The 25,592-nt window shown below is 43.1% G+C and carries 16 protein-coding genes; 6 read left to right on the top strand and 10 right to left on the bottom strand.

Annotated features, from left to right (window positions below):
* Both UQ64_RS05040 and UQ64_RS05035 read left to right on the top strand, forming a co-directional pair.
* Nucleotides 1–570, top strand: a complete 570-nt coding sequence (locus UQ64_RS05040) for a YdeI/OmpD-associated family protein (protein WP_060622410.1) — start codon at nucleotides 1–3, stop codon at nucleotides 568–570.
* Nucleotides 571–1,179: 609 nt separating this feature from the next.
* A complete protein-coding gene (locus UQ64_RS05035) occupies nucleotides 1,180–1,617 on the top strand; it encodes a MarR family transcriptional regulator (RefSeq protein WP_060622486.1) in 438 nt (145 codons plus the stop codon).
* 98 nt (nucleotides 1,618–1,715) lie between these two features.
* Here the strand turns inward: UQ64_RS05035 and UQ64_RS05030 are convergent, their stop codons facing one another.
* From UQ64_RS05030 to UQ64_RS04995, 8 genes are all read right to left on the bottom strand, one after another.
* Nucleotides 1,716–4,469 carry an alpha-mannosidase gene (locus UQ64_RS05030; RefSeq protein ID WP_245237857.1) on the bottom strand — a complete coding sequence of 918 codons (2,754 nt, stop codon included), beginning with the start codon at nucleotides 4,467–4,469 and terminating at the stop codon, nucleotides 1,716–1,718.
* A gap of 45 nt (nucleotides 4,470–4,514) precedes the next feature.
* Nucleotides 4,515–7,664 carry a beta-galactosidase gene (locus UQ64_RS05025; protein WP_060622409.1) on the bottom strand — a complete coding sequence of 1,050 codons (3,150 nt, stop codon included), beginning with the start codon at nucleotides 7,662–7,664 and terminating at the stop codon, nucleotides 4,515–4,517.
* Nucleotides 7,661–8,980: a glycoside hydrolase family 125 protein gene (locus tag UQ64_RS05020; RefSeq protein WP_060622408.1), complete on the bottom strand. Its 1,320-nt coding sequence runs from the start codon at nucleotides 8,978–8,980 to the stop codon at nucleotides 7,661–7,663. Before UQ64_RS05020 ends, UQ64_RS05025 begins: the two co-directional genes overlap by 4 nt.
* A gap of 120 nt (nucleotides 8,981–9,100) precedes the next feature.
* On the bottom strand, nucleotides 9,101–10,624 hold the full coding sequence (locus UQ64_RS05015; RefSeq protein WP_060622407.1) for an ABC transporter substrate-binding protein: 1,524 nt from the start codon (nucleotides 10,622–10,624) through the stop codon (nucleotides 9,101–9,103).
* Between the two features lie 85 nt (nucleotides 10,625–10,709).
* Entirely contained in the window at nucleotides 10,710–11,633 is a 924-nt protein-coding gene (locus UQ64_RS05010; protein WP_060622406.1) for a carbohydrate ABC transporter permease, read from the bottom strand.
* 19 nt (nucleotides 11,634–11,652) lie between these two features.
* A complete protein-coding gene (locus tag UQ64_RS05005) occupies nucleotides 11,653–12,582 on the bottom strand; it encodes an ABC transporter permease (protein ID WP_245237856.1) in 930 nt (309 codons plus the stop codon).
* Between the two features lie 280 nt (nucleotides 12,583–12,862).
* Nucleotides 12,863–14,437 (bottom strand): response regulator transcription factor, encoded by a 1,575-nt coding sequence (locus UQ64_RS05000; protein ID WP_060622405.1) that lies wholly within the window; start codon nucleotides 14,435–14,437, stop codon nucleotides 12,863–12,865.
* Nucleotides 14,437–16,251 (bottom strand): sensor histidine kinase, encoded by a 1,815-nt coding sequence (locus tag UQ64_RS04995; protein ID WP_060622404.1) that lies wholly within the window; start codon nucleotides 16,249–16,251, stop codon nucleotides 14,437–14,439. The genes UQ64_RS05000 and UQ64_RS04995 overlap by 1 nt, the downstream gene beginning before the upstream one ends.
* Nucleotides 16,252–16,498: 247 nt before the next feature.
* Between UQ64_RS04995 and UQ64_RS04990 the strand changes: the two genes are divergently transcribed.
* The 3 genes from UQ64_RS04990 to UQ64_RS04980 all read left to right on the top strand — a co-directional run bounded on the left by UQ64_RS04990 (nucleotide 16,499) and on the right by UQ64_RS04980 (nucleotide 21,672).
* The gene (locus tag UQ64_RS04990) at nucleotides 16,499–19,630 is read left to right on the top strand and encodes an alpha-mannosidase (RefSeq protein ID WP_060622403.1); all 3,132 of its coding nucleotides are present in this window, start codon (nucleotides 16,499–16,501) and stop codon (nucleotides 19,628–19,630) included.
* A gap of 171 nt (nucleotides 19,631–19,801) precedes the next feature.
* Nucleotides 19,802–20,992 carry a pectin acetylesterase-family hydrolase gene (locus tag UQ64_RS04985; protein ID WP_167348457.1) on the top strand — a complete coding sequence of 397 codons (1,191 nt, stop codon included), beginning with the start codon at nucleotides 19,802–19,804 and terminating at the stop codon, nucleotides 20,990–20,992.
* Nucleotides 20,993–21,036: 44 nt separating this feature from the next.
* The gene (locus UQ64_RS04980) at nucleotides 21,037–21,672 is read left to right on the top strand and encodes a TetR/AcrR family transcriptional regulator (RefSeq protein ID WP_060622402.1); all 636 of its coding nucleotides are present in this window, start codon (nucleotides 21,037–21,039) and stop codon (nucleotides 21,670–21,672) included.
* 78 nt (nucleotides 21,673–21,750) lie between these two features.
* Here UQ64_RS04980 and UQ64_RS04975 read toward each other — a convergent pair whose 3' ends face one another.
* Both UQ64_RS04975 and sbnA read right to left on the bottom strand, forming a co-directional pair.
* Nucleotides 21,751–22,716 carry a 2,3-diaminopropionate biosynthesis protein SbnB gene (locus tag UQ64_RS04975; RefSeq protein ID WP_060622401.1) on the bottom strand — a complete coding sequence of 322 codons (966 nt, stop codon included), beginning with the start codon at nucleotides 22,714–22,716 and terminating at the stop codon, nucleotides 21,751–21,753.
* Nucleotides 22,717–22,747: 31 nt separating this feature from the next.
* On the bottom strand, nucleotides 22,748–24,961 hold the full coding sequence (sbnA, locus tag UQ64_RS32645) for a 2,3-diaminopropionate biosynthesis protein SbnA (RefSeq protein WP_342447573.1): 2,214 nt from the start codon (nucleotides 24,959–24,961) through the stop codon (nucleotides 22,748–22,750).
* A gap of 163 nt (nucleotides 24,962–25,124) precedes the next feature.
* Here sbnA and UQ64_RS04960 point away from each other — a divergent pair.
* The coding region (locus UQ64_RS04960; protein WP_209445715.1) for a YheC/YheD family protein at nucleotides 25,125–25,592 on the top strand (468 nt) is incomplete at its 3' end.

The following is a 25,592-nucleotide window of genomic DNA, read 5'->3' as shown; positions in this document are numbered from 1 at the left end:
ATGGAGATTGAAAATCTAATTACAGTAAAATCGAGAGAAGATTTAAGAGTCTGGCTCCAGGAAAATTGTAAGACAGAGAAATCTTGTTGGGTACTCGTTAGTATTACGCCAAACCCAGAAACATTGCTATATTTGGACGTGGTTGAGGAATGTTTGTGCTTTGGATGGATCGATGGAGTGAAAAAGAAAAGTTCTGAAACAGAACTGGCGCAAAGACTCTCTCCCCGAAGCAAAAAAAGCTCTTGGACGGAATTGAATAAAGAACGTGTCCGCCGCCTCGAAAAGTTGGGGTTAATGACCGCTGAAGGAAGAAAGGTACTTCCAGATATGAACCCTGATTCTTTTATAGTAGATAAGATTATAGAGCAAAGGCTAAAAGAGAACATGCAAGTATATGAGAATTTTTTGGCCTTTCCAGCCCTTTATAAAAGAGTTCGGATGGACACGATCCAAAGCAATAAACATCAGCCAGATTTATTTAAGAGTAAATTAGACAAGTTTATAGCAAACACTAAAGAAAATAAAATGTACGGGCAATGGCATGATAATGGACGTCTACTAGATTATTAAGCTGCTAAATCATACGCTACCTCAATAAAAAAGATGAGAACATAGAATGTTCTCACCAGAGTGTCGAGAAACCCAGTCATATTCATGACCATGGGTTTCTCTTTTTGTATTTAGATATAGAAAATAGCATAACGAGGGGTCTTTATAATAAGTGTTATCTAAAACCAAGGAACTATCCGAAGTGCAGTAATGGTGTTATTTACTAGAGCTCCTAATGTTACAATGACGACAGCAATAAATTCAATTCATATTTCTTGGAGGTTCTTCTGATGCTTGCTGCACACTTAGTAAATAAGCCCTAGGCACTTCCTTTTTTTCAATCGGATATCTGAACCTAAATCGACTCCTGTTGAGTACAGGAGCTATCTTGCGTCCTAGATTTTTAACAATGTCTACTATATGAGGTCTCGACCAAAGGCTGTCTTTCATTTTTTTTGCAAAAGTATGATGATTTCGATAAAATGTAGTTGTAAAATAACACATTTTCTAATAACTTCATAATCAAATATCTCGATAGAAGAGATATAAACATTTTAAAAGGGGCGTTATCCTTTGTCAAGCCATGAACAAGCTCAACCTACACCAGAGCAAGAACAGTTCACCTTACTCATGCGTGGTCTGGGAACCCGAACGGTGGTATACCAGCAAAATGTAGCCGCCTCTCTTGGGTTATATAATAATGATTTTTTATCTGTGGATATCCTGCGTGAAAAAGGCCCCATTACCGCTGGGGAACTGTCCAAATTGACGGGACTTGCGACAGGCAGCGTTACAGCATTAATAGATCGTCTCGAAAAAAATAGATACGTTCGCAGACAAAATGACCCTAATGATCGCCGTAAAGTAATTATTGTACCTTTGTATGAAAATAAAGAAGATGTTATTGACACCTACCTACCGCTTCATACCGCAATGGTTACATTGGCTGCCTCCTATACGGATGAAGAACTCGCCCTCATTTCACAATTTTTAGGCAAAGCCAGCACCGTTCTAGACGAGCAGATTGATCATCTCAGTTCCACAACGCGTAGTAAGTCTTCTTCTTAAAGCTCATAGTTATAAACTTAAAAGGACGATAACCAAAGAGTCGTATGACTTTTGGTTATCGTCCTTTTGTTAAATTATAAGAAAAAAATAAGTTAATTCTATCTCCGAATACCAATCGTTACAATTTCGCATGGACCGATCTGTAAGACCGAACTACCTTTCTCTTCGCTAGAGAGTGGGTGGCTCTCCTCTTCCAGAATCGACGTCTTATAGAAATACTGCTGCGGTATCGTTGAACGGATGGTCAGGTCGGTACTCTGCTGACTCATGTTGTACCAGCGAAGCAGTAAGTCTCCAGTCTGCTCGTTCATTTTTAGAGAGGAAAATGCGAGTTCCTGACTCTCCCAGTCAAATGGAGTATACAACGGAGCGATCACTCCTCCATGTACATCAGTCTGACATACGACCCAAGGAATCTGGAATTGGTAAGCTTCAGCGTAAGCACCAGCAGTAATACCATCGCCAGTGTGTGGGATGAGCTCCATACGAACAACGTGCTCACCGAGACACTGCGCTTCTGGTGTTGGGAACAGACCCCAGTCTCCCAGTTCACCCACGCTACGGAGTAGTGTAATCGCAATGGTGTTACGACCATCTCTTAGCACTTCATATTCATTTAATCCAAAGTTAGCGACGGTTAGACCCGCTTTATCATTACTGATATCAACAAAGGCCTGTTGATGCTGCGTGTTACTCGGATTCATCCATTCTGAAGCTGGCTCAATATTCCGCTCCGCAACCTCGAACATCGAATCTACATGATGTGTCGCGGTGTTCAAATCTGTCGGGAACAGCGCACGAATCCGGTGATCTTTAGCCTTATTATCTATCGTCGTTTCGAGATGCAGCCCCTTCCCGCCTCGCTCCAGGCTAATTACAGTACGAAGTTTAAGAATGACTGTGTCATTACTGCGCTGCGCTTTCCGCTCTGGGTAGTACACAAGAGCACGTTGCTCCTCGTCTAGCTTATCATCTGCTGAGGCTGGAATCTCCCAGTCATGCTTAATTTCCACAGATGCTCGATAAGGCGTATTTTCCAGAACAGAAATGTTCGCCTGTAGTTCCTCGGTCGTTAAAGCTTGCACAGCCTCCGGCTGTTTATACATGTATTCATTCCCGATATCACCTGTGTTCTCATACACACCAAGATCCCGGTAGGTTATGCCACTGGCTTTGTCACTCATCGTAAATGAACCATTATCATGGATCACTACTTTGATAGCCTCATTCTCCAACACCCGATCCCCTTGAAGCAAAGATTCAGGAGCTATAGGCAACCCTGTGTTTGCACGGCGAACACACGCATATGCACGAAGACCCAGCGCCGGAACTTGCACAGCTTCAAAGGTAAGTCTTACTCGGCGACACATATAGGGCTGGCGGAATTTATCGTCTGGCAAATCATAACCAAACTGAAGACCCAAATCCTCCATCTGGCATGTAATGGTATTCCCTTGATCGTCTACTAATTCACGACCGTTTAAGTCAATATCTTTCATACGGCTGGCCGTTTCTTCTAGAGTGAAACCCTCTCGCAAATATAGACGTGCCGCATCAATTTCTACGCTCACTGTACCTGTGCGACTCCATCCTGACATATTCATGACTACTAACGGAAGCACTTCTTCACCATAGGCTGCAAAACCGGACGTATCCACAGCTTCAGCGATCATGCGCTTACTATCATCAACAATGGTCTCTGCTACATGACGGCTTTTATCAAAACGGGTAACCATTTCGCGATGTACCTCATCCACGCTGCAGCCACAAATGCTGTCGTGAGGATGATTCTGCATTAACGTCTTCCAGGCATAGGTGAACAGATGATGAGGGTAATCTTTGCCCAATACATGTGCGAATGAAGCGAGTGGCTCGGCCACCTTTTCAAGCAAGACTTGCCCTTCCTGATTCATCTGTTTCAAATAGACACGAGCAGATGCGGTATTCACTAACGTCCCCCATCCGTCAGTGTGCTGGCTCCGCAATTCGCCCTTTACAGTCGACAAATTGTTGTGATCCATTACATCCTCTACAGCCTTAAGGTAATCAGGGAAGTTGGAATGGATAAACTCCATATCTGGATATAGCCGCTTCGCAGTTTCAATAGCCTCCGGCAAATCCAGTTGAGCCGGTTGATGATCGCAACCGTTCATGAATAGCAGCTCACCTGTAGAGGCAAATTTCCGAGCATCTGCTAACTTCTTCTCCCAGAACTCTTTTGCCTCTGCTTCATTTACTGGCACTTCGTTTCCGTTTGAATACCAATTAGCAAATAGAATTCCAAGCACTTTCGATCCATCCGGACCTTCCCATATCAGCTCGGAGAACGAAGATTCATATCCACCGTCCGATACAGTATTATTGAATCCAGTCGGTTTTACACCTCTTCCAAAAAAGGCATTATTAATGCCTGATTGCTTCATTAATTGTGGAGTCTGACCAACTAGACCAAAGGTGTCCGGAAAATAACCGATCTTAGAAGGTTCACCGTAACGCTTTGAATCCTGATGACCAATCTGCATGTTACGTACATTTGCCTCTCCGCTGGTAAGGAAAGCATCTTGCAGAATATACCAAGGTCCGATCAGAAGACGACCATCTGTAATATGTTTTTGTAGACGCTCCTGATTCTCGGGACGAACTTGAAGATAATCTTCCAGAATGATCGTCTGTCCGTCAAGATAAAAACTCTTAAATTCGCCATCCTCATCCAATCGATCCAGCAATTCATCAACCAGTTTAATAAGGCGTACATGATGCTTTTCATATGGAAGATACCATTCCCGGTCCCAGTGGGTATGAGAAATGATATGGGCAGTCTGAGGTTTAATAGATTTATTTGAACTATCCAATGTGAAGACCTCCTTATATGCAATGCGTATTCTCTACTAAGTTGCTTAATGTAGTAGATGTGGATAAGTTACATGGATTTCGACTTCCTGCTGGCGATATACGCCAAGAAGATCACCTTTATTGTCCGTAGCAAAGAGGACTGAACGTTCCTGTTCCAACAAGAACGCATAGGTTCGGCCAGTGGCTGAATCCTTCACCTCGATCTTCGCATCCTGAGCATATTCCGACACGAAGGTGAAGAGAGCTCCCGTAGCAAAGCTCAATTTCCGTCCGTAGATACCAGCTAAATCCCCTCCGCTAACCCACTCAAAGTCACACTCCACATGAGCAGCATTCAGCGCGTAGCGATACAGTGCAGATGTAGTATCACTTCGGTCGCTCAATTCAACTGGCAGTGGACTCCATAGGAGTCGACCCTTGCCAAGCGGGATGTTTATGACTGAGTCTATAGTAGAGCTTCCGCTACCGACTGATTCGTGTATCATCGTTTCCTTCGATACCTCAGCAATCCGTCGGTGACCGAAGGAGACGGGTAGTTCTTGGTCTTGAAGGCTAAGAACTTCTTCACGGCGCACATTACGCAATTCACGCTTGCCAAGAACATCACTCAAGCGCTCTGAAGAGCGCCAGTAAGCATCAATGTCGAGCGGGCCGGTAGCAAGCAATACCGCACCTGTTTCTTTAACGATGTGTAACAACCTTTCCATCGCTGCATCATCGAAGTTATGCGCGCTTGGCAGCATAATAAGCTTCACAGGATGGTTCTCCAAATCATCCAGATGGTATTCAGAAGCACCTCTGAAAGGCATCTTTAGATCATACGAAAGAATACGGGTAAGCTCTGTTGTAGCTGCGAAAGCCAGCCTCCGGTTAGAGAAATCATTCGAATATGGAAACACCACAGCAATCTCTTCCAGTTTCCGATCTCCAAATACGTCACGAATGCCTTCTATAAATTTCCCGAAGTCATAAGAGACATCCGCCTCTGGCTTTTCGGTTCCATCTGCTCTCAATGCTCCAATATGGGACTCATTCGCATTATCCATATAGAAGTTCGTATTCCAGATCCAGTGTATGGCCCCCGCACCAGCAGTTCCAAACGCATAGGCATACTTGCGTTCGAGCAGATTCCGCAGTTCTAGCTCTGAACGTTTGGCTCGTCCATCAGGAGTTTCTACATACATGACGCCAGTCTCCTGAATTAGGTTTGGCTTATTAGGCGTCTTGGCAAAAATGCCATCCCACACCAGATAATCATTATACCACCAGGAATGTACAGTGGTGTAATCCACCGCCTCCTCATAGAAGAACGGTGAAGGTCGCTGCGCCCCTAGCCCTTCATCCTGCCCAACCGTAACCATCTGATCTGGACATTGCTCCTTAATGGTGTCATATAACTGCTTCACCCACCGGTTATGCATATCCATGGAGAACAAGCAATAATCAAGCCAACGCGTCCCTCTTTTAGCACTGTGCATATCCTGTACATCGAAGTTCATCTCTTTCGCTTCTGGCAGGCCTGCTGATGCAAAATCCGGAAGCTGTGCGGGTGTCATATTCCAACGTTCCTGTAGCACTTCGATTTCCTCATGTCTATGTCGAAGCCATTCTATGAAAGCTTGTTGCTCGAAGCGATCATGACATGAACTCGGACCATCCGAGAAAATCCGTGCCGGATCAAACATCGATGGTTCATTAATAAGATCCCAGTCTACATTTGAAGACGCTTTATGACGAGATACAATAGAACGAATGAACCGCTTCTGAGCCTCTACACTTTGTGGGTCCAGATAAGGATTTACCCCTCCCCACGTTTCCGGTGTAAAGGAGAAGAACGTGAAAGTCACCTGAAGATCATGCTTCTTCGCCGTCATGATAAAGGCATCAATCGCTCGCAGTACCTCTTCTGAAACATGACCATCGTCTTGCATCACATTACGATAAGCAGTCCAGATTCCTGTTCGGATCCAGTTAATCCCTGCCTTCCGCATTTGACCCATATCGTGATCCCATACCCCAACGTTCGGCAGAAACAGAAATTTCCGTGCCACATCACTCGTCATATAAGTCATTCCTACAACAGGTAGCGGACGCCCATCTTTTATGAAATAATCTCTTCCACCCGTTACCGGTTCACCTGCTGCCAGCAGTTCAGGGGCATGCCCCCAGAACCCTTGACGTAGAATACGGAATTCACCATCACTGGCTTCCGCTTCGCAGACCACTTGAAACAGACCACTCCTAATTTCTAGAGGAATAGGCACACGAACGATGCTAAGTTCAACATTAGCCTTCATCTCCAATTGCTGAGACCAGTGCAAGGTCGGATCTGATTCATGCTCTACATAAATTGTGAATTTCCATGTATCTTCAATTCTCATGTAAGGCTTTGCCCGTTCAAGCTGCTGGATCTGAAGTGTCAGGGAAGCACGTTCTCCAGACTCATATGACGCGTAATTCGGCTTAACCCACATTTCCGTTACACCTTTGCCGCAGAAACTAGCCCACTTAGATATCGCAGACAGTCCTTTTTCCTTCCATAAAGAAGCCGTTGCAGCCGTATTTACGAACAGCCAGCGTGAACCTGCAAATAAACCAATCGTATTCTCCCAAAGAACTACTGGAGCAGCGGTTTCCCGACCTTCCTGCGTAATTCCTTTCAAAAGCGGGTAAATCCGTGTGCTCATTGGACCTGCCGATCCCATTTGATGTGGTAGATCACTTGTCTTCGTCGTATGTGGCACAAGATTCCATGTCTCTGCACTCGCTAAAAAAAGTGATTCTTGACCCTTAAGCAGAGGAATAACATCCGATGCGAGCAAGGATTGGTTGCGAGAACATTCAACACTTAGTGCCTCATGTATATACAGCTCTTGATGATAAGAAGTCTGCTCCGCTTCCATATGCCATTGTTCATTTTGCCAGCGAACGGGTTGTTTGAATGGGACACCTCCGATACTGATCAACCCGCCACCTCTTTGCAAATACCCAAGAATGTCTATCCATGCCGACTTCGGAAAATAGGGGGCATGCAGATTAATGAAACATCCGCCTTCAGTCTCCTTAAGCGTTGCTGCAAGCTGATTCGCATTCACGATCGTACCGAACTCACGCATAGATATAATCGCATCGCTAGGGATCGGACTAGAAATTGGAAAATCAGAATCATAGAATATGATTACGGGCCTGCTCATAGAAGTCCATCTTTCATCGTTTTATACACTAGTTGAGAGAACAGACTATTAGACCAGGCAAACCATTTCCTAGTGAATATATTCGGGTCATCGACATGAAATCCTTCATGCATAAAGCCAGTATCTGCATCCGTTGCCTCTAGCATCGCAAGCATCTCCAGCTTCTCTTCCTTCGTGGATGCCGTCAACCCTTGCATGGACAATGCCATATGCCAGATATAATCTTTCGGAGTATGCGGACTGCCAATCCCTTTCGCTGCTGTTCCTTCAAAGTAAAAAGGATTCTCCTTGCTCAGGGCAAATCGTCTCGTATTCTGGTAAATCTCATCATCTGCTGTAACATAGCCGAGATAAGGTATCGACATGAGCCCTGGTGTTCCCGCATCATCCATCAAGCAGTAGTTGCCATAACCGTCGGTCTCATAGGCATAGATTGGTCCAAATTTCGGATGACGATAAATACCATACAGCTTGATTCCATGATCAATGTCCGCTTCTAATGCTTTAAGCTCTTTTAGGAATTCAAGATCACGGAATACCCATTCTGCGAATTCCTGCATATGACGTAATGCAACAACAGCGAACATATTCCCCGGAATATTGTAATGGAAGTCGCAAGCATCATCGCTCGACCGGAACCCAGACCATACCATACCCGTGTAATTTACAGGCATACCAAGGCCATTGTTGCGTAGCGTATCTTCAGGAATTCCATTATTGCGCGTAAAGCGGTAAGGAGATAATTCAGCATGATGCTGCTCTGTTCTAAATAAGTTGTATATTTTGACCATGGCTGCCTTAAATCCGGCGTCGAATATATCAGCCTTCCCTGTTTCTTTCCAATAGGCATAAGCCAGACGCACGGAAAAACAGAGAGAATCGATTTCAAATTTTCGTTCCCACACCCATGGGGACATTTCCGTAATATCGCTAGTGCTCCAGTGCCAGTCATTCGCTGTTTCATTAAACGCATTGGCATACGGATCAATATGTATATACTCCATATGACGCTTAATTAGACCGCTAATGATACGTTGCAGATCCGGATCATTCTTAGCAAATGGCACGTAGTGCATAACCTGCTCCACAGAGTCTCGCAACCAAGAAGCAGGGATATCTCCAGTAATGATAAATGTTGTCCCATCATCCATGAGCTTAGTCGTTGTCTCAAGTGTATTCGGGAAGCAGTTCTTGAAGAGCTGCAATAGTTTAGGCCGATGAGCTAATTTCTCCTCTGCTTCGTTCAATACTTCTTGAATCGCTTGTGGAAGCGGAAGCTTCGGCATTGAGATGGTTGGCAGTCTGAATTGTTCCATATTTCCACTCCTCTTGATAAAAATGAGTATAGATAGAGAGACGGGCAGCATAGCTGCCCGTCTCCACTAATCCTATTTGTGTTACCTTTAGATTAATCGTAGGCGTGTTACGTTCAAAGCTTATTTCTTTGTCTGGTTCCACTCATCAAGTTGCTTTTGAACTTCTGCAATGACTTTATCCAGTCCAGCTTCTTTAAATTTCTTAGTTGCTTTTGGCAGATATGTTTTAGGATCAACAGAACCTGTGTATAGAGCTGGCATAAATTCTTTAGTTACGTTGTTGATGGCCGCTACTTCTGTTTTTACAGGTGTAGGATCAAATGCAAAGCCGAAGGTAGGGGCTTCTTTTGACGAATCATTAAACTTCTTGAAAGCATCCCATTTATCAGCAGGGTCATCAGCATGCAGATAAGTCAGCAACATATTTCCAAGCGTGAAGCCTGGCATTGCATAGCTATCTTGCATAGCTGGCAGATCTTCAATGACATTGTCGGAAATTTTCTTGTAATGAGTGCCTTCGATGCCATAGTTGAGCAAATTGCGTAAGTACTTATCTGTGTTCAAAAGATTCAAGAACATCATAGCCCGTTCAGGATCACCTGAGGTTACGGAAATAGCGTGCATCGAACCTGCGGCGGACTGTGTATACACATAAGGCTCATGCATAGGCGAAGTTACAATTTCATAACCTGCTGAACGAGACCATCCTTTTTCTGCATAAGGCTGTGTAATTTCGCGATCGGCAAACCATTTACCTGTCTTAATGTTATCAATACCTTCAAGTGTTGCAACGTCTGGGCGTAAGTAACCTGCTGTGTAAAGTCTATGCATCGTATCTAACGATGTTGCAAGTTCAGGTGTCTCCAGAATATTAACAACCTTGCCATCTTTAGAATCCATATAGACCCCGATAGGTAACTCATCACCTAGTACATAGTCAAATGGCATGAATGGTTTAAAGCCTTTAGGAACAGCTAGCGGTGTAATATCCGAAGGCTCATTCTCTTTAATCGTTTTAAGAAGCGGCTCTAAATCATCCAATGTACGAATATTGGAAATGTCCATCTTGTATTTATCAACATATTTCTTATTGAAACGCCATACCCATTGTTGTCCAAGCTCCTTATTTACAGGAACACCATAGATCTCACCTTTAATCTTAGTTCCTTCTAAGAAACGTGGGTCCAAAACTTCTTTCGTTTCCTTTCCATACTTATCTAGCAGATCGTTCAGTCCCAAGAAGGTACCGTTAGCTGCGTTACGGCGGAAATCATTTGTCCAAGAAGAGGTAAAGGCAATGTCATAAGGCTCACCAGAAGCGGTAATGACTTGCATCTTCTTATCGTAATCACCCCAATCGAACATCGTAACGTTCAGCGTCGCATTAATTTTTTCTTGGGTATATTTATTAACTTCTTTTAATACAAGATCCAAATCCTTTTGAGGTCCACCAATTAAATACATCTTCAGCTCATATGGCTTTAATTCCGATGTATTCCCTGCTGAATTCCCCGCTGCCGCTGAATTGTTTGTTTCTTTAGGAGCATTTGCATTTGTATTAATATTCGAACCACATCCAGCAAGAAGGCCAGACAAAAGCATTGTTCCAACAAGAGCGAGCGTTAAACTTTTTTTCGTTTTCATTTCTATTTTCCCCCTTTAGATTAATTAACTTTTTATTTATATCGTTTCCTATACTAGCGATTCGAATAAATACATCTTAGAAGCGTTACTCTTTTAAAGAGCCAACAGTTAAGCCTTTTACAAAATACTTTTGGAAGAATGGATAAGCTAATGCTATAGGTAAGGTTGCCAGTACAACCATCGCCATACGAACAGTTTCTGTCGGCAAGGTCGCAGCAATCTCAAAGCTTGATCCCATCTGCATACTGTTCTGAATGACAAACTCCATATTATTCTGAATTCGCATCAGCATCGCTTGAAGCGGTACAAGACTCGCATCATCAATATACAGCAGCGCATTAAACCAATCATTCCAATAGCCCAGCGTACAGAACAATCCAATCGTTGCAATCCCCGGTAATGAGATCGGAAGTACAATTTGCAGGAATGTCCGAAACTCCCCAGACCCATCAATTTTGGCAGCCTCAATGAGTGCATCAGGTACTGAAGTCTGGAAGAAGGTCCGCATAACTAGAATGAAAAAGGCATTCATCGCTATTGGCAATATTAAAGCCCATATTGTGTTGTACAAATGTAAAAACTGCGTGGCCACAATATAGTTTGGAACCATTCCTCCTGAGAATAACATCGTGAAGAAGGCGAAGAAGCTGAAAAAATTACGATAGCGAAAGGATCTCCGAGAGAGAACATACGCGTAAGTTGTAATTAGAAACAAGCTAATGAGCGTTCCTAATACAGTAACCAGTAATGTAACTCCAAAGGACCGAAACAACTGATCACCTGTGTTAAAAACAAACTGATACGCTGCCAAACTAAATTTTTCCGGGATTAAGCTGAATCCATTTAAAGCGAGTACTTTCTCATCTGTAAAAGAAATGGCTATGACAAACAAGAACGGAAACACACAAGTAAAAGCGAAAATTCCAACTATAATATTGAGTACCACATTCCAAAAAGGAGTAATGGCGTTGTTGTCGACTTCTTTCGGCTTACGTTTGAATACTTCCATAACGTCAATTGACTCCTCTCTAGAATATCGCGTTTTCTTTGCTGATCTTTTTCACAATGGAGTTCGTTACAAGCACCATGATAAAGCCAACGATCGATTGATATAAACCAGCTGCTGTACTCATCCCTATATTACCTGTCGTACTCATGCTTCGGTAAATATAAGTATCGATAACATTCGTTACGGAGTATAGAACACCGGAATCCCGAGGGATTTGATAGAATAAACCGAAGTCAGATCTAAAGATACCACCAATCGCTAGAATAGTTAGCGTTACCATTAAGGGTTTAAGCAAAGGAAGCGTAATAAACTTAATTTGCTGCCATTTGCTGGCCCCATCAATCATAGCCGCTTCATAGTAGGACTTGTCGATACCTGCAATGGCCGCTAAGTAAACAACACTCGAATACCCGATTGATTTCCAAATCCCCATGAAAATTAGGATATATGGCCAGAAGCGAGTATCCCCATACCAGGAAACAGGATCGCCTCCGAAGTACACAATCACTTGGTTCAAGATCCCTTTATCTACACTTAGGAAACTGAACGTAAAGAAACTAATAATAACCCAAGAAAGGAAGTAAGGCATAAACATCGCCGTTTGATACGCTTTGGCCATCCGTTTGTTCACAAGTTCATTCAAGGTGATCGCAATGCCCACCGCAAGAATTAAACCGAGAGAGATCAAGGCCAAGTTATAAAGAATCGTATTTCTTGTAATAATATAGGCGTCTTCCGTCGAAAACAGAAATTTGAAATTTTCAAGTCCAACCCACTTACTATTAAAAACGCTTGCAAAGAATCCGTCCCGATGAATCTTGAAATCCTTAAATGCAATAATGGTTCCGAACATCGGTAAGTAACAAAAGATCAGGAACCATAATGTCCCTGGTAATACCATAAACCATAGTACTTTATCCTTATTTAAGCTTTTGAAAAATGCAGACACTATTCCACATCCCCCTTCTCTATCCCCAAACAATCCCCGTAATACCCTTTCGATTCTTATTTCCTTGCCCCTTTAACTATCTTTAATTCTGCGCTATAAAAGCGGTTTCATAAAGTTGAAAAACTCCAGAATGATATGTAAAAATTAAAGATCGCCAGAAAAAAAGACCTCCGCGAGGCTTGAAATTCCATATAATTTGAACAAAAAAAAGAAATATTCTCGGGACCAACGTTCGTGAACCCTCCACTTGAACGTGATACCCGGGAACATTTCCTTTATCCTACGCCTTTTCTTTTTTATACATATTTCGAAGTTCTGTTGGAGATATGCCTACTGTTTTTTTGAACTGGCGATAAAAATACGCTGGATCTAGATACCCTACTTCAGCTGCAATTTCATTGGTTAATAACGTAGTTTGAAGCAGCAGTTGTCTTGCTTTTTCAATTCGGAATTGGTTTACATAATCAGAGAAGCTTCGCCCCATCTCCTTCTGAAATAGCTGTCCCAAATAAGTTGGATGCATATTCATTCGCTGACTGATCGTCTTCAGAGATAGCTCTTCTCTATAATGCTTGCTTACTTGATCCACCATATATCTCATATTCGGACTGAGTTCATCACTCACTAGTGATAATTGGTCCAGCGTTTCATTCACACTTTCCTGCACATGATGAAGCAGCTGCTCAATGGTATGGATGCGTAGCAAAGGATTAAACACAGCGCTGAAATTACAGTTCTTCTCCATATTCTTAGCGATCAACATTAATTCAATCGCCACGTTGTAATTATCAATGCGGGTAATTACACCACATCCGAACAACTTTTGGAACGTTTCTGCGATAAATTGATTTGCCGCCTCACGCTCTCCAGATAATAACAATTTAGTAAATGCTTCATAATCAATTTCGAGCTTTTCCTCATGTAACACCATCTTGGATAGTTGGTCCACATCTATAATCGGGTAGCCCGGCAGCATCAGATGATCCACATATAAACTTTTCGCTTTTTTATAACTTTGTGGCACTTCTTGAAAAGTATATTCCTTACTTCCTATCGTAATCCAGACAGACTTTCCTAATTCATGCATAATCTCACATTGCACTTGTTCCAGCATACAATACATCGCTTCTTTGTTCTCATCTTCAGCCGACTCCGCAACAATAAGAACAAGATCACCTTCCATATCTATAAATACAATAACCGTTCCGCGATCTGCTACGGACTGCACAGCAATACGATAACATTCTTCCATAAGTTGATTAGGGTGCAGTTTATGTTGACTCTCATCCTCTTCATGTTCCGTAATAAGCCGAATCGCAGCCACCGTAAAACATGAACAGTCCAGCGAAATATTTAATACTTTTGAACGATGCAATAGCTCCTGCCGATCTATGTTTCCAGTGACCCAGCGGTTGAGAATATTGTTCCGTAAAACTTGCTGATCCTCCTTAGCATGAAATTGTTCCACATCCTCTTGATTGAGGACCTCAACAATTTGCTCTATGGTCGATTCCAATTCTTTTATATTAATGGGTTTAAGAATATAATTCTCAATGCCTAGACTCATTCCAGCCTTTAAATACTCAAATTGCTCATATCCGCTTAAAATAATAAATCTCATTTCTGAATCAAAAGACTTAATTTGTTGAATGAGTTCAAGTCCTGTAAGCTTTGGCATTGTAATATCTGTAATTAATATGTCAATGGCTTCGTTATGGCTATGCAGAAATTCTAAAGCTTCTTCACCATTACCCGCCTGCCCTGCGATTCTTAGTCCATAATCTTCCCATTCGATCACAGATCGTAATCCTTCAAGAATAAGAGGTTCATCATCTACAATAAGTATGTTGTGCATTATTTAGTACTCTCCCTTACCACTGGTATATTCATGATGACTGTTGTTCCTTCACCTATCTCACTAGCAATCGTTAATCCATATTCAGTCCCATAATAAAGTTTAATTCGCTCATTCACATTACATAGTCCAAGCGAGGTAGGAGGTGCATCCATTCGCATACTGACTTGAAGCATTTTTTGTAATTCCATTAGTTTGCTGGGAATAATTCCATTTCCGTTATCTCTTATAGCAATTTGAATACTCCCGTCTGATTCAGTTACTTCAATACGTATTAAATTATCGAAGCGTTCGGGCCTAAATCCATGAACAATATAATTTTCAATGACCGGCTGAATCAGTAATTTAACGATAGAACAACTCATAGCCACTGGACTTATTCGCGACTCAATTTGAAGCTTTTCTTTATGCCTAATCTGAAACAGCTCAAGATATAGATTGCAATATTCAATCTCATCAGCGATGGTAACAACCATACTTTTCTTAATCATCGTTCGGAATAAGGTTGATAAAATGTAAATCATCTGACCTACATCCTTCGCACCTTGCGAGATGGCCCGCATCCTTATAGCTTCAAGCGTATTATATAAAAAATGCGGATTAATCTGTGATTGAAGAGCCACAAGTTCTGCATTTTTTTGCGTAATTTCTGAGATGTAAACTTTATTAATATAAAGCTCTAGTCTTTCACACATATAGTTAAAATTGTTGGCAATGAGCTGCAATTCATCCTCACGATTAAGGTGAATACGCGTGCTTAAGTCGCCTTCCTGTAAGCGCTTCATAGATTTGACAATGATCTTCACTTTTTTAGAGAAACGTAAAATTATTCCGTATGTTATGGACATTGCCGCAACAATAAGTGCTGCCGTAATCCCAATAATCCAATTTCGTACAACCACCATTTCTTTATTGACCTGCGACTTCTGAATGATTCCTGCCACAATAAGACCTGAGCTATTCGTTGTATTTAAGTTAATTTTGGATAATCCATCCAGTGCAGTCCAGCTGTCTGAATAAAGACCGGCGATATGCGGATACTGTTGTCCCATATACCTTCCTAAGGAATCATATATGACGTCACCGCTTGGTGTTAGAACCAACACTTGACCATTATTCTCTGTACCTTTCGAACCCAGCCATTTTGAAATAAGTTCAGCATCAAAATCTATAATGAGCATACCGATCGTTTTCAATGAAATCGGATCTTTTAGCTCCCTAGTTATCGTATACAAATTGTTATTGTCTTCCCTTATTTCCTTAAGTAATAATTTTTTCTCATGCGAGACCCAGCCATTCTTGGGTATGGGTGATTTTTGCTCCGAAATATCTATATCTCTTTTGTAGAGCTGTCGTGTATTATTTTTATATAAATAATAAAATTCTTTCTCTGAGCTGTATAAGATAACGTCAGAGATACCACTTTTCTGATTTAAATATGTTTTGAAATAAGTATCGAATGTATGGGGTACAAAGCTCCCAATTTCAGCAAACTGATCTAACCGATATTTAAGATAATCGCCATAATCATGTTGCAAAAAGTAGGACAAATCCTCACTTACAGAAGCATCACTATAAATTTGCTGGATGGCCAATTGGATTCCTTCGTACTGCTGATTCATGTATAAACTGACGTAATCCAATACCTCTCGATTGGCATCTACATGTTGACGCGTGATCGTCTGTTCATAATATTTATATACGGTAATGGAAGAGGCAATAAGCGTAATTATGATGATGGAAGAATATATAGCTAAAATTTTATTGAACAGTTTTTTTTGTAAATGATTTTGATAAAATTTCTTTATATTCAACAAACTCACCTTCCTTCAAAATCAAGCCTTTAGGATTAGAAGCTTAACACCACCTTTCTTTTTGTGCAATGGGAGCGCATACATTTCTAGATGTAAATCTTTCCTCCTCACATATTTTTTCTTTATCATGAGTTTACATCTTGCTTAAAATCGTCTATAGTTGGTTTCTACCCCCAAACAAACCTGTAATCACCCTATAAGTCTTATATTCCTCGTCCCCCATTAAGATAATGGAGGGCTATTACTCATGTTTCTAACCAAACGTAAACTCAACTCCCAACTAAACGAGATTTCCGAATATCGTTACCGGGATCGTATACACATTCCTTTTTTCAATTCTATGATTGACGAACAAGGTAAAATTGCAGCTGAACCACCGGTGGATGGAGAATGGTCTAAGTTACAAGTTGGCGATACCTGGAAAGGCCGCGATTTGTATTTATGGCTAACGACACAGATAGACGTACCCGCCTCTTGGGCAGGACGAAGAGTACTGGGTCGATTTGATTTTGGCGAGACGGGTGCCGGAAACAACTCCGGCTTTGAATCTTTATTCTTTTACAACGGCAAGCCCTATCAAGGTGTAGATTCCAATCATACAGAAGTGTTCTTGCCGGATGAAACGGTAGGTACGCAGCTTCCACTTACATTCCGTTTATGGTCGGGATTAGAAGGTGGCGGTCCTAAAAAAGATCAAACCCATGGCATTCGTATGGCTGAAATTTGTTGGCTGGACGAAGCAACGGATGATTTCTACTTTACCGCGCTTGCTGTAGTTGAGACGTTGAATGTACTTGATTCTAAAACTCCGGAGTATACACAGTTACTGAGTACAGTAGACCGCTCGTTTCTTCTGATCGACTGGTCTCGTCCAGGTTCAGAGGTCTTCTACGCTTCCATCGAGGAAGCTCGTAATTATTTGCGTGATGAAATTAATAAAATGGAGAAGTCTTCGCCAGTTACAGTTACCTGTATTGGTCATACCCATATTGATGTCGCTTGGTTATGGCAATTGAAACATACCCGTGAGAAATGTGCGCGTTCCTTCTCGACCGTACTCCGTCTGATGGAAATGTTTCCTGACTATACTTTTTTACAGACTCAACCTCAGCTCTATGAATACATCAAAAACGATTATCCAGAAATCTATGAGAAGATTCGTGAACGTGTAGCTGAAGGACGCTGGGAAGCTGGCGGCGGCATGTGGCTCGAGGCAGATTGCAATTTGACCTCAGGAGAGTCACTTGTCCGTCAATTACTCTATGGAACTCGCTTCTTACGTAACGAATTTGGTGTCGAATGTGACTATTTATGGCTGCCAGACGTATTTGGCTACAGCTGGTCCTTGCCACAAATTCTAAAAAAATCAGGAATTAATACATTCATGACCACGAAGATTAGCTGGAATCAATACAACCGCATGCCACATGATACCTTCCAATGGCGTGGTATTGATGGCACTGAAGTATTAACACACTTCATTACAACACCAGAGCCTTGGTCTGAAGAAGATTCTTGGTTCTACACCTATAATGGCCGCATCATTCCTAAGACTGTAAAAGGAATTTGGGATACGTACCGGGATAAAGAAGTGAATCGGAATTTATTACTTTCTTACGGATATGGAGATGGCGGCGGCGGGGTTAACCGTGAAATGCTAGAGATGCGCCGCAGGCTCAACGATCTCCCAGGACTACCGAAGATTGAAACAGGAACAGCGGGAGATTACTTCCGTAACCTGCAAGAGACCGTTGCAAATACAGATCGTTATGTCCATGTATGGGATGGCGAGCTTTACTTAGAATATCACCGAGGCACGTATACAAGCCAAGCCTACAATAAACGGATGAACCGTAAGCTTGAACTGCTATACCGTGAAGCGGAATGGCTAAACGCACTGCAAAGTGTAGTGTCTGAAGATTGGTCAAACTATCGTCAGACCGATCTAGACGAGGGCTGGAGAATTATTTTGCGTAACCAATTCCATGATATTATTCCGGGCTCTTCGATTCGTGAAGTGTATGAAGACAGTACCATTGAATATGCACAAGCGGAAGCTATTGGTCATTCTGTATGGGAGCAATCTACGAAAGCACTGGTGAACGAAAGTGAAGCTGGTAAATATACGATCTGGAACAATGCTTCTTGGACGTTGACTGAGCTCGTAGAAATTACTATAGAGCCTGGCATGGAAACAGGACAGTGGATAAACTCAGAAGGTACACCATTACAAGCTCAGCGTGAAGGTGACCGTTGGATCGTTGAAGTGTCCGACATTCCTTCTCTCGGATATACCACCATCTCCTTCATAGAAGATGTGAATTCTGAGCCACTAAGCACTCCATTCGTGCTGAATGAATCAGGAATTTCAACGCCTCACCTCGAAATAGCGTGGAACGAGCAAGGTCAATTGTCATCTATCTATGATAAACACGAACAGCGTCAAGTATTAGCTAACGGAAGTCACGGTAACGTGTTCCAAGTGTTTGAGGATAAACCATTAGCACATGAAGCTTGGGACATTGACATCTACTATCAGCAAAAAATGCGCGAAGTGATCGACTGCCGTAGCATTGAAGTCATAGAAAATGGTTCATTGCGTTGTATTGTGCAATTCACATGGAACTATATGGATTCCACGATTAAACAGCAAATGATCTTACACGCTGGGCATCGACGTATCGACTTCGTGACAAACGTAGACTGGCATGAGAAAAAACAGCTAATGAAAGTAGCCTTCCCTGTTGCGATACGAGCTACCGAAGCCACTTATGATATCCAGTTCGGTAATGTTAAGCGTCCAACACACTGGAACACTAGCTGGGATTACGCTAGGTTTGAGACCGTGGGTCATCAGTGGGCAGATTTATCAGATCGTGGTTATGGCGTTAGCTTGCTGAACGACTGCAAATATGGCTATGACATCAAGGATAATGTGATGCGTCTATCTCTAATCAAATCGGCAACACACCCTGACCCTGAAGCGGATCAAGGCGAGCATACATTCACCTATTCTATCCTGCCTCATACTGGGGATTGGCTACAAGGTGATACCGTCCATCAAGCTTGGTCCATCAACAATCCACTGCGGAGCACCAAGGGGCAAGCTGAAGTAGAAACAAAGTCCATGATTCGTCTTTCTACGAATACGGTTATGGTATCTGCCCTTAAGAAATCTGAGGATGGACACAAATTAATCGTACGTGTTCACGACTATTCCGGAAGCCGCCAGCAGATGGATATGACGAGCGACTTGAACATTATTTCATGGCAAGAGTGTAATCTAATGGAACGTCCTGAAGGTGAGGTTCACACTGAACCTGTCATTACCTTTGTACTCGAACCTTACGAAATTAGAACATTTGAAATCGAAGTGTAGAACCTAATTAAATGAAGTAACATACAAAATCGGGGTGTCCCTGTAGCCATGTATAAAGGCTGCGAGGACACCCCGATTTATGTTCGATTATAATTGTTTCTTTCGCATTTAAGTATACACATTGCGCAATGAGTTAACGTAGCGTATACTCCAAGTAAGGGAGAGATGTATATGAGAAGAATGGGGAAAATCACGATTTTCACAGGCATTGGATTATTGAGCCTTGCTTTAATTGCTATTCTTGCGATTAGCGCTTTTGTGATCAAGAGACCGGCGACCACCACCCCCGTAATCACGGAAGTGGAGCCTTACGAGTGGAATAAAGTCAAGCTGGACGGAAATGTCATTTCAAGTGATGGATCAGATTATTTTCTGTGGAATAAAAAGGGTGAATCTAATAACTGGATCATCTTCTTTTCCGGGGGAGGGGCCAGTTGGGATGCCCAAAGCGCCGCGCACCCAATCAAGCTCATGAACTTCATTAAAGGTGGAGATACAGGCAACTATTTCCCAAACATCCCCTTCTATATGCTGACATTGCTAAGAGGCATGATGGATACGGATAACCCTGCCAATCCTTTTCATGGCTGGAATGTGGTCTACCTTCCCTATTCGACCGGTGATTTCCATATCGGCAACCGCACAGTTGAATATATAAAAGATGACGGCAGTACCTTTACTATGCGTTATAACGGCAGCAATAATGTGCGAAGCAGTCTCGATTGGATATATGCCAACGTGGATAAGCCCGGCAAACTACTGATTGCAGGCGAAAGTGCTGGCGGATTCGGTTCCGCTTTCTGGGCTCCCGAGATCGCCTCTCATTACAAAGACTCCGAGATCTTCCAATATTCAGACAGTTCCTTCCTGAAATCAGACAAGTGGCCAAATGTTGTGAATCAGGAATGGAATGCAGACTTCGTGAGGAACTTCGGATATACTCCTGAAGCGGATATCATCGGAGCAGCTTTTAAAGCGAACGGTCATCTACTTCCTGCGCGTACAGTAATATTGCAATCCTACTCGGTATTTGACGAGATACTGATCCATTTTCAGAACAACATCAACGATTACAAGGGACCCAGAGATCAAAGTATCATTAATGAATGGTCACAGGAAATGCGGCATTCTGTATCTTCTTTGGTTGCCACTTTACCTAATTACTATTATTATCTGACCGACTATGGGCTAAATGCTAAGACGGGTACAACTCCGCACACTTTTGCAACCAGAGAGACCTTTTTTCAGGCTGAACAAGATGGTGTGAAGCTTCTGAAATGGCTCAGTGATGCGGTCAACCATCAGAAACCCTATTCAGTGGGCAGCAAGTTCCTCATGACGTCGAAGCCAGCTCAGAAATAAAGAAGAATTAGCGAAATACTCGCACAAGGCAGGAGAGAAAATCAATGAATTTGCGTGAAAAGCAGATGCAAATGACAAGGGAGATTATTAAGAATACAGCGCTGAGCTTGTTCTGTGCTCAAGGTATTGAGCGCACGGATATGGCTCAGATTGCGGAACAAGCCGGTGTCTCCCGGCGCACTTTGTATCATCATTATAAGGACAAAGAAGAATTAGCCGCTCAAATCTATGCCCTTAACCTGGAGCGGATGTTTGGACAGCTGCTGTTTGATTTTGATTTTGAACAGCCGGTACAGTCACTGGAGAACATTCTGGATAAATATTTGGCGCTAAGAGATCATCAGGAGTCACTGATTTACTATGATGCTATTTTTGGAGTTTACTACAGCACCCTTTCTAAAAATCCTGCAGAACTGTCTGATTTTAAGAAGGCCATGGAAGGCTGGTATTCGCGGCTTATACTGCTTGAGACAATACCAGTGGCTCCGGAGGAAAAAAATAAGTGGCTGAACATTCTGCAGAAGTCCACCCACCTGTATTTCATGTATTTACAAAAAGCCGTTATTATTACTCATCAGCGGGGCGGTGTGGTTACGGAGGAGGATCGGGCAACGGACCGACAATTCAAGGATTTCATCATGCATGGCGTACGGCATTCACAGGATTACAAAGCCCCTTAAATTTCACTTAAGGGGCACTGACGGATATTTCTACTGCACTACTACCTATACTGATGCAGGACAGAATTGCTCTCAAGCTTACTCTAGCTCGGTCCCTATCCCGCTGTCTCTCGCTTTGTTCACGTAATACACCGCTATAGCGATATCGAATACGGCCATCCCCATCGGGCAGAAGAAGATCGGTTCATCTTCGCCGAATTCAGCTAGGCTGTGGCGCATGACGACATCGGTAATCATCCGGGTGTCGGTACGAGTTAGCCCCTGCTCCAAATGAAGCTGTTCGATATCTGTATTCTCTCGGCACACCTCATCCCAATCGTCGACGATAATGGCTTTTACCGAAGCTAAGGCCTTCGGTTTATAGTCACGCAATGAAACATTCAGCAGAAGACTCCCTTTTTCAGGAGGAAGATCGATATACCGATGTTCTGAGACGGTGCAAGTAATGAAGATATTCGAATGCTGGTAAACGTCCGCCCACGTCTCTGCCACTTCCATCCTATCGCTGTAAAGAGATGAGACCCCTGATAAATCTACGCCCTTGATATCGAAAATTCGGATACGTTCGATTCGATCTCCGTACAGAGCCGTAACCATTTGAGTATGATACTGCCCAATAGGACCCCAACCGATAATACCGAGATGAATCCGTTCCACTGAACGCGCCTGCATAAAGTAACGGATCATCACTCCGCTGAGGGAAGCAGTTCTTACGATACTGGGGAGCGGAGAGTTCAAGACGGCTGAGGGCTGGCCTGTACTTGGGTCATTCAATACAATGATGCTGTGTGCGCGGGGAAGACCGGCCTGAATATTATCCGGAAAGCTAGAAATCCACTTGATCCCCGCTGCGTTGACCTCTCCCCCTACGTAGGCGGGCATTGCAATAATTCGGTTTTGTGGGTTCTTATACCTTAGGTAAGGCTTTACTGGCTGCACGTAATCGCCTGAATCAATGATATTCACAGCAGTTTCTATCGACTCCACAAGAGTAGGCCAATCTACACCTACTGATTGTATATCTCGATCATTTAAGTACAGCATACCGTCGCCTCCTTGCGAAATATATCCTATCTTACAGCTCAAGGACATCGCCACCTTCAGTCCAAAGCTCCCGTCCGAACTGGCCCTGAACCCATGAGTCTGAGTATACGGTATCGAGGTAGCGCTCTCCCTTATCATGCAGAATGACTGCGCAGACAGCTCCCGGAGTCAAATCCGGCTCCATCTGCTTAACGGCGGCAATGATTCCACCAGAGGATGCGCCGGCTAGGATAGATTCTTTTTGTGCCAACATCCGGCAACCTTTTACGATATCGGAATCTGAGACATGTACGATACGATCGATTAGATCTGATCTACAGAAGGGTGGCACGATGCCAGCACCCAGTCCTGGGAACCGGCGTATTCCCTTATTCCCCCCAAAAATCGCGCTTCCCTCAGCATCGACAGCCACGATCTTAGTCCGAAGTCCGTGATCTCTTGCGTATTCCGCGAGGCCCCGAATCGTGCCGCATGTACTAACGCTGCAAAATAAATAATCCACCCGTTCAAGTTCAGTCACGATTTCTTTCATGGTCGTATGATAATGAGCTAAATAATTATTTGCGTTCGCATACTGATTCGGCCAGTAGCTGCCCGGTATTTTCGCCAATAACTGCTGCACTCGTTTCAGCCTGGCAGGGAGAAACTCACCTGTTTCGGGATCGGGAAGGGCGACATAGTCAATCTTGGCATCCAATGCCTTCAGAATTTGCAGATTCGTTTCCGTGGTTCTAGGATCAATAACGCTAATAAAACGCATCCCTAAATACTTACAAATCATTGCCAAGCTGATCGCCATATTTCCAGAGCTCGATTCAATGATAGTAGTCCCCGGGCCTATTGTTCCTTCCTTCCAAGCCTCATGGATCATACGCAGGGCTGGACGATCTTTGGCGCTCCCCCCCGGGTTCATCAGCTCCATTTTTGCATAGACGTCAAACTCACTTTTATAGAACAAGCTCTTCAGCTTGATTAAAGGCGTATTTCCGATGGTCAACAAAATGCCGTCATTGAAGTCTACGTCTACTCGATCTTTATCTTTCTGGTAATATAGCTTTTTGTTCTTAACCTTTCCACTGTCCATTGGCTCATCTTTGCCTACTATAATGACCTCAATATCATCCAATAGATGGTTGCGAATCATCATGCCGATTTCCGGAATACATTCCCTAATTTCCTCTCTGATCTTTGGAATAATCGTGTTATCCGCAGATTTACTTTTGAGATAAACGGTCAGCGCATTATGCTTTACTTTAACCCGGATGATAGCATCTTCTATATGACGGTATACAACCTGCTCAATATCGTACAGGCTGATTTTCTCTCCGTGCTTCAGTTCCCGGCCCACCCGTTTGACGATGGAACTAAAGCTCTGCCTCTCAACACCTTCTATCATCACAGATCTAAAGTCCCTTACAACGTCATAGGTAACGAAACGAATAGCTGGCAGCATTTTGCGAACCGTTGAGGTAAGAACAAGAACACTTTCATCATTACTTAGCGGACTTAGTTCTTCGCCAATCTCCTGTGCCCCGATCCCTTCCGCAAATATTCCATCGGCAAAAATATACCTGCCAAGATCATGTGAATAATAAGCAATCGTACCGATTTCAATAGAGCCATAAGTATCAATGATGTCGCGCGGTTCAAGACCGAACAGACGGGCCATATTCCGCTGCCAACCTAATGAGGCGATTTCCCCAACCAAAATAATCTTGCGGATTCCAAAAGCCCGCGGATCTCTAGTAGCATGTACGATATGATCTAGGATGGACGGCATTGTGTAGAGTAGGTCAGGCTTGAAGGTTTGAAGCTGATCAATATGTTGTTCGATCGGCAATTCGAAGGGAATTGAACGATGTTCCAATCCTAACTCCTCAAAAATGGACAACGCAGTGTTCGCTGCATGCCCAGTACCCATATCCGCCAAAGCTCTAACGCATCCGCTTCCCGCAATAAGCTCACCGAACAGCTTCGTTTTAATATCTATATAGTGCTTATCGTCTTCCTTAGAGTAAAGTATGGCTTTTCGAAGGCCTGAGCTTGTACCCGATGTCCTGTATACGGTCCAAGAAGGATCAATGGGTTGATGATAATAATAGGCTTCAAGAGTTGTCGACGTTATAAGCGGAAGGGTCTCTAAGCTAAAATCCGTTCTTTCGCCGCCGATCAGCTCCTTATACCAAGGAAACACCTCGATTACTTCATGCAACTTATCCTGCAATTTGTCTTTGCCGAGCAGCATTCTGGCCGCCTCCTGTTGACCGCAAGCTGCAGCCCATGATAAATACCTACCATAATCATATGTAGATTTCTTTCAGTGTGTTCTACGATTCGATGGTTGCCCAGTCAAAAGCTGAGGCATTTTCGTAATATAGCCTATGGACCTATTGAGACGGAGGGAACAAATGATGATGCAGATAAGTCGTATATCCAATAAGCTGACGAAGACAAGGGTGCTGGTTAGAAATCAAGAGTTAAATAAACATATCCCGCTTACAAGAAAGATGGATAAGAATATACTCAATGAGATGCTACAAAAATATAAGATGGTGTACATTAAACCTTGCTGCGGATCTTTAGGACAGGGCGTGATACGGGTTAAACTCGCTCGTGCACAATACAGCTATCAATCTGGTACCCACGTACACAAATTTTCTAATTACGACATGGCATATCGAGCCATCTTACGAGAGGCCCAAGGGAAATCCTATTTAGTACAAAAGGGGATCAGGCTGTTGGTGTACGATGGCCGCCCCTTCGATATCCGGGTGATGGTGCAGCGAAATTCTAAGGGTGGGTGGGAAGCCACAGGGGTTGCAGGACGCGTGGCGCATCCTCGCAAAGTAGTTACAAACGGGAGTCAAGGAGGAACG

The sequence above is a fragment of the Paenibacillus etheri genome, from assembly GCF_001012825.1.
In the GTDB taxonomy this organism is placed as follows: Bacteria; Bacillota; Bacilli; order Paenibacillales; family Paenibacillaceae; genus Paenibacillus_AQ; species Paenibacillus_AQ etheri.
Note: the sequence above shows the minus strand (reverse complement) of the source record. Positions and strands in the feature narration are given on the sequence as shown.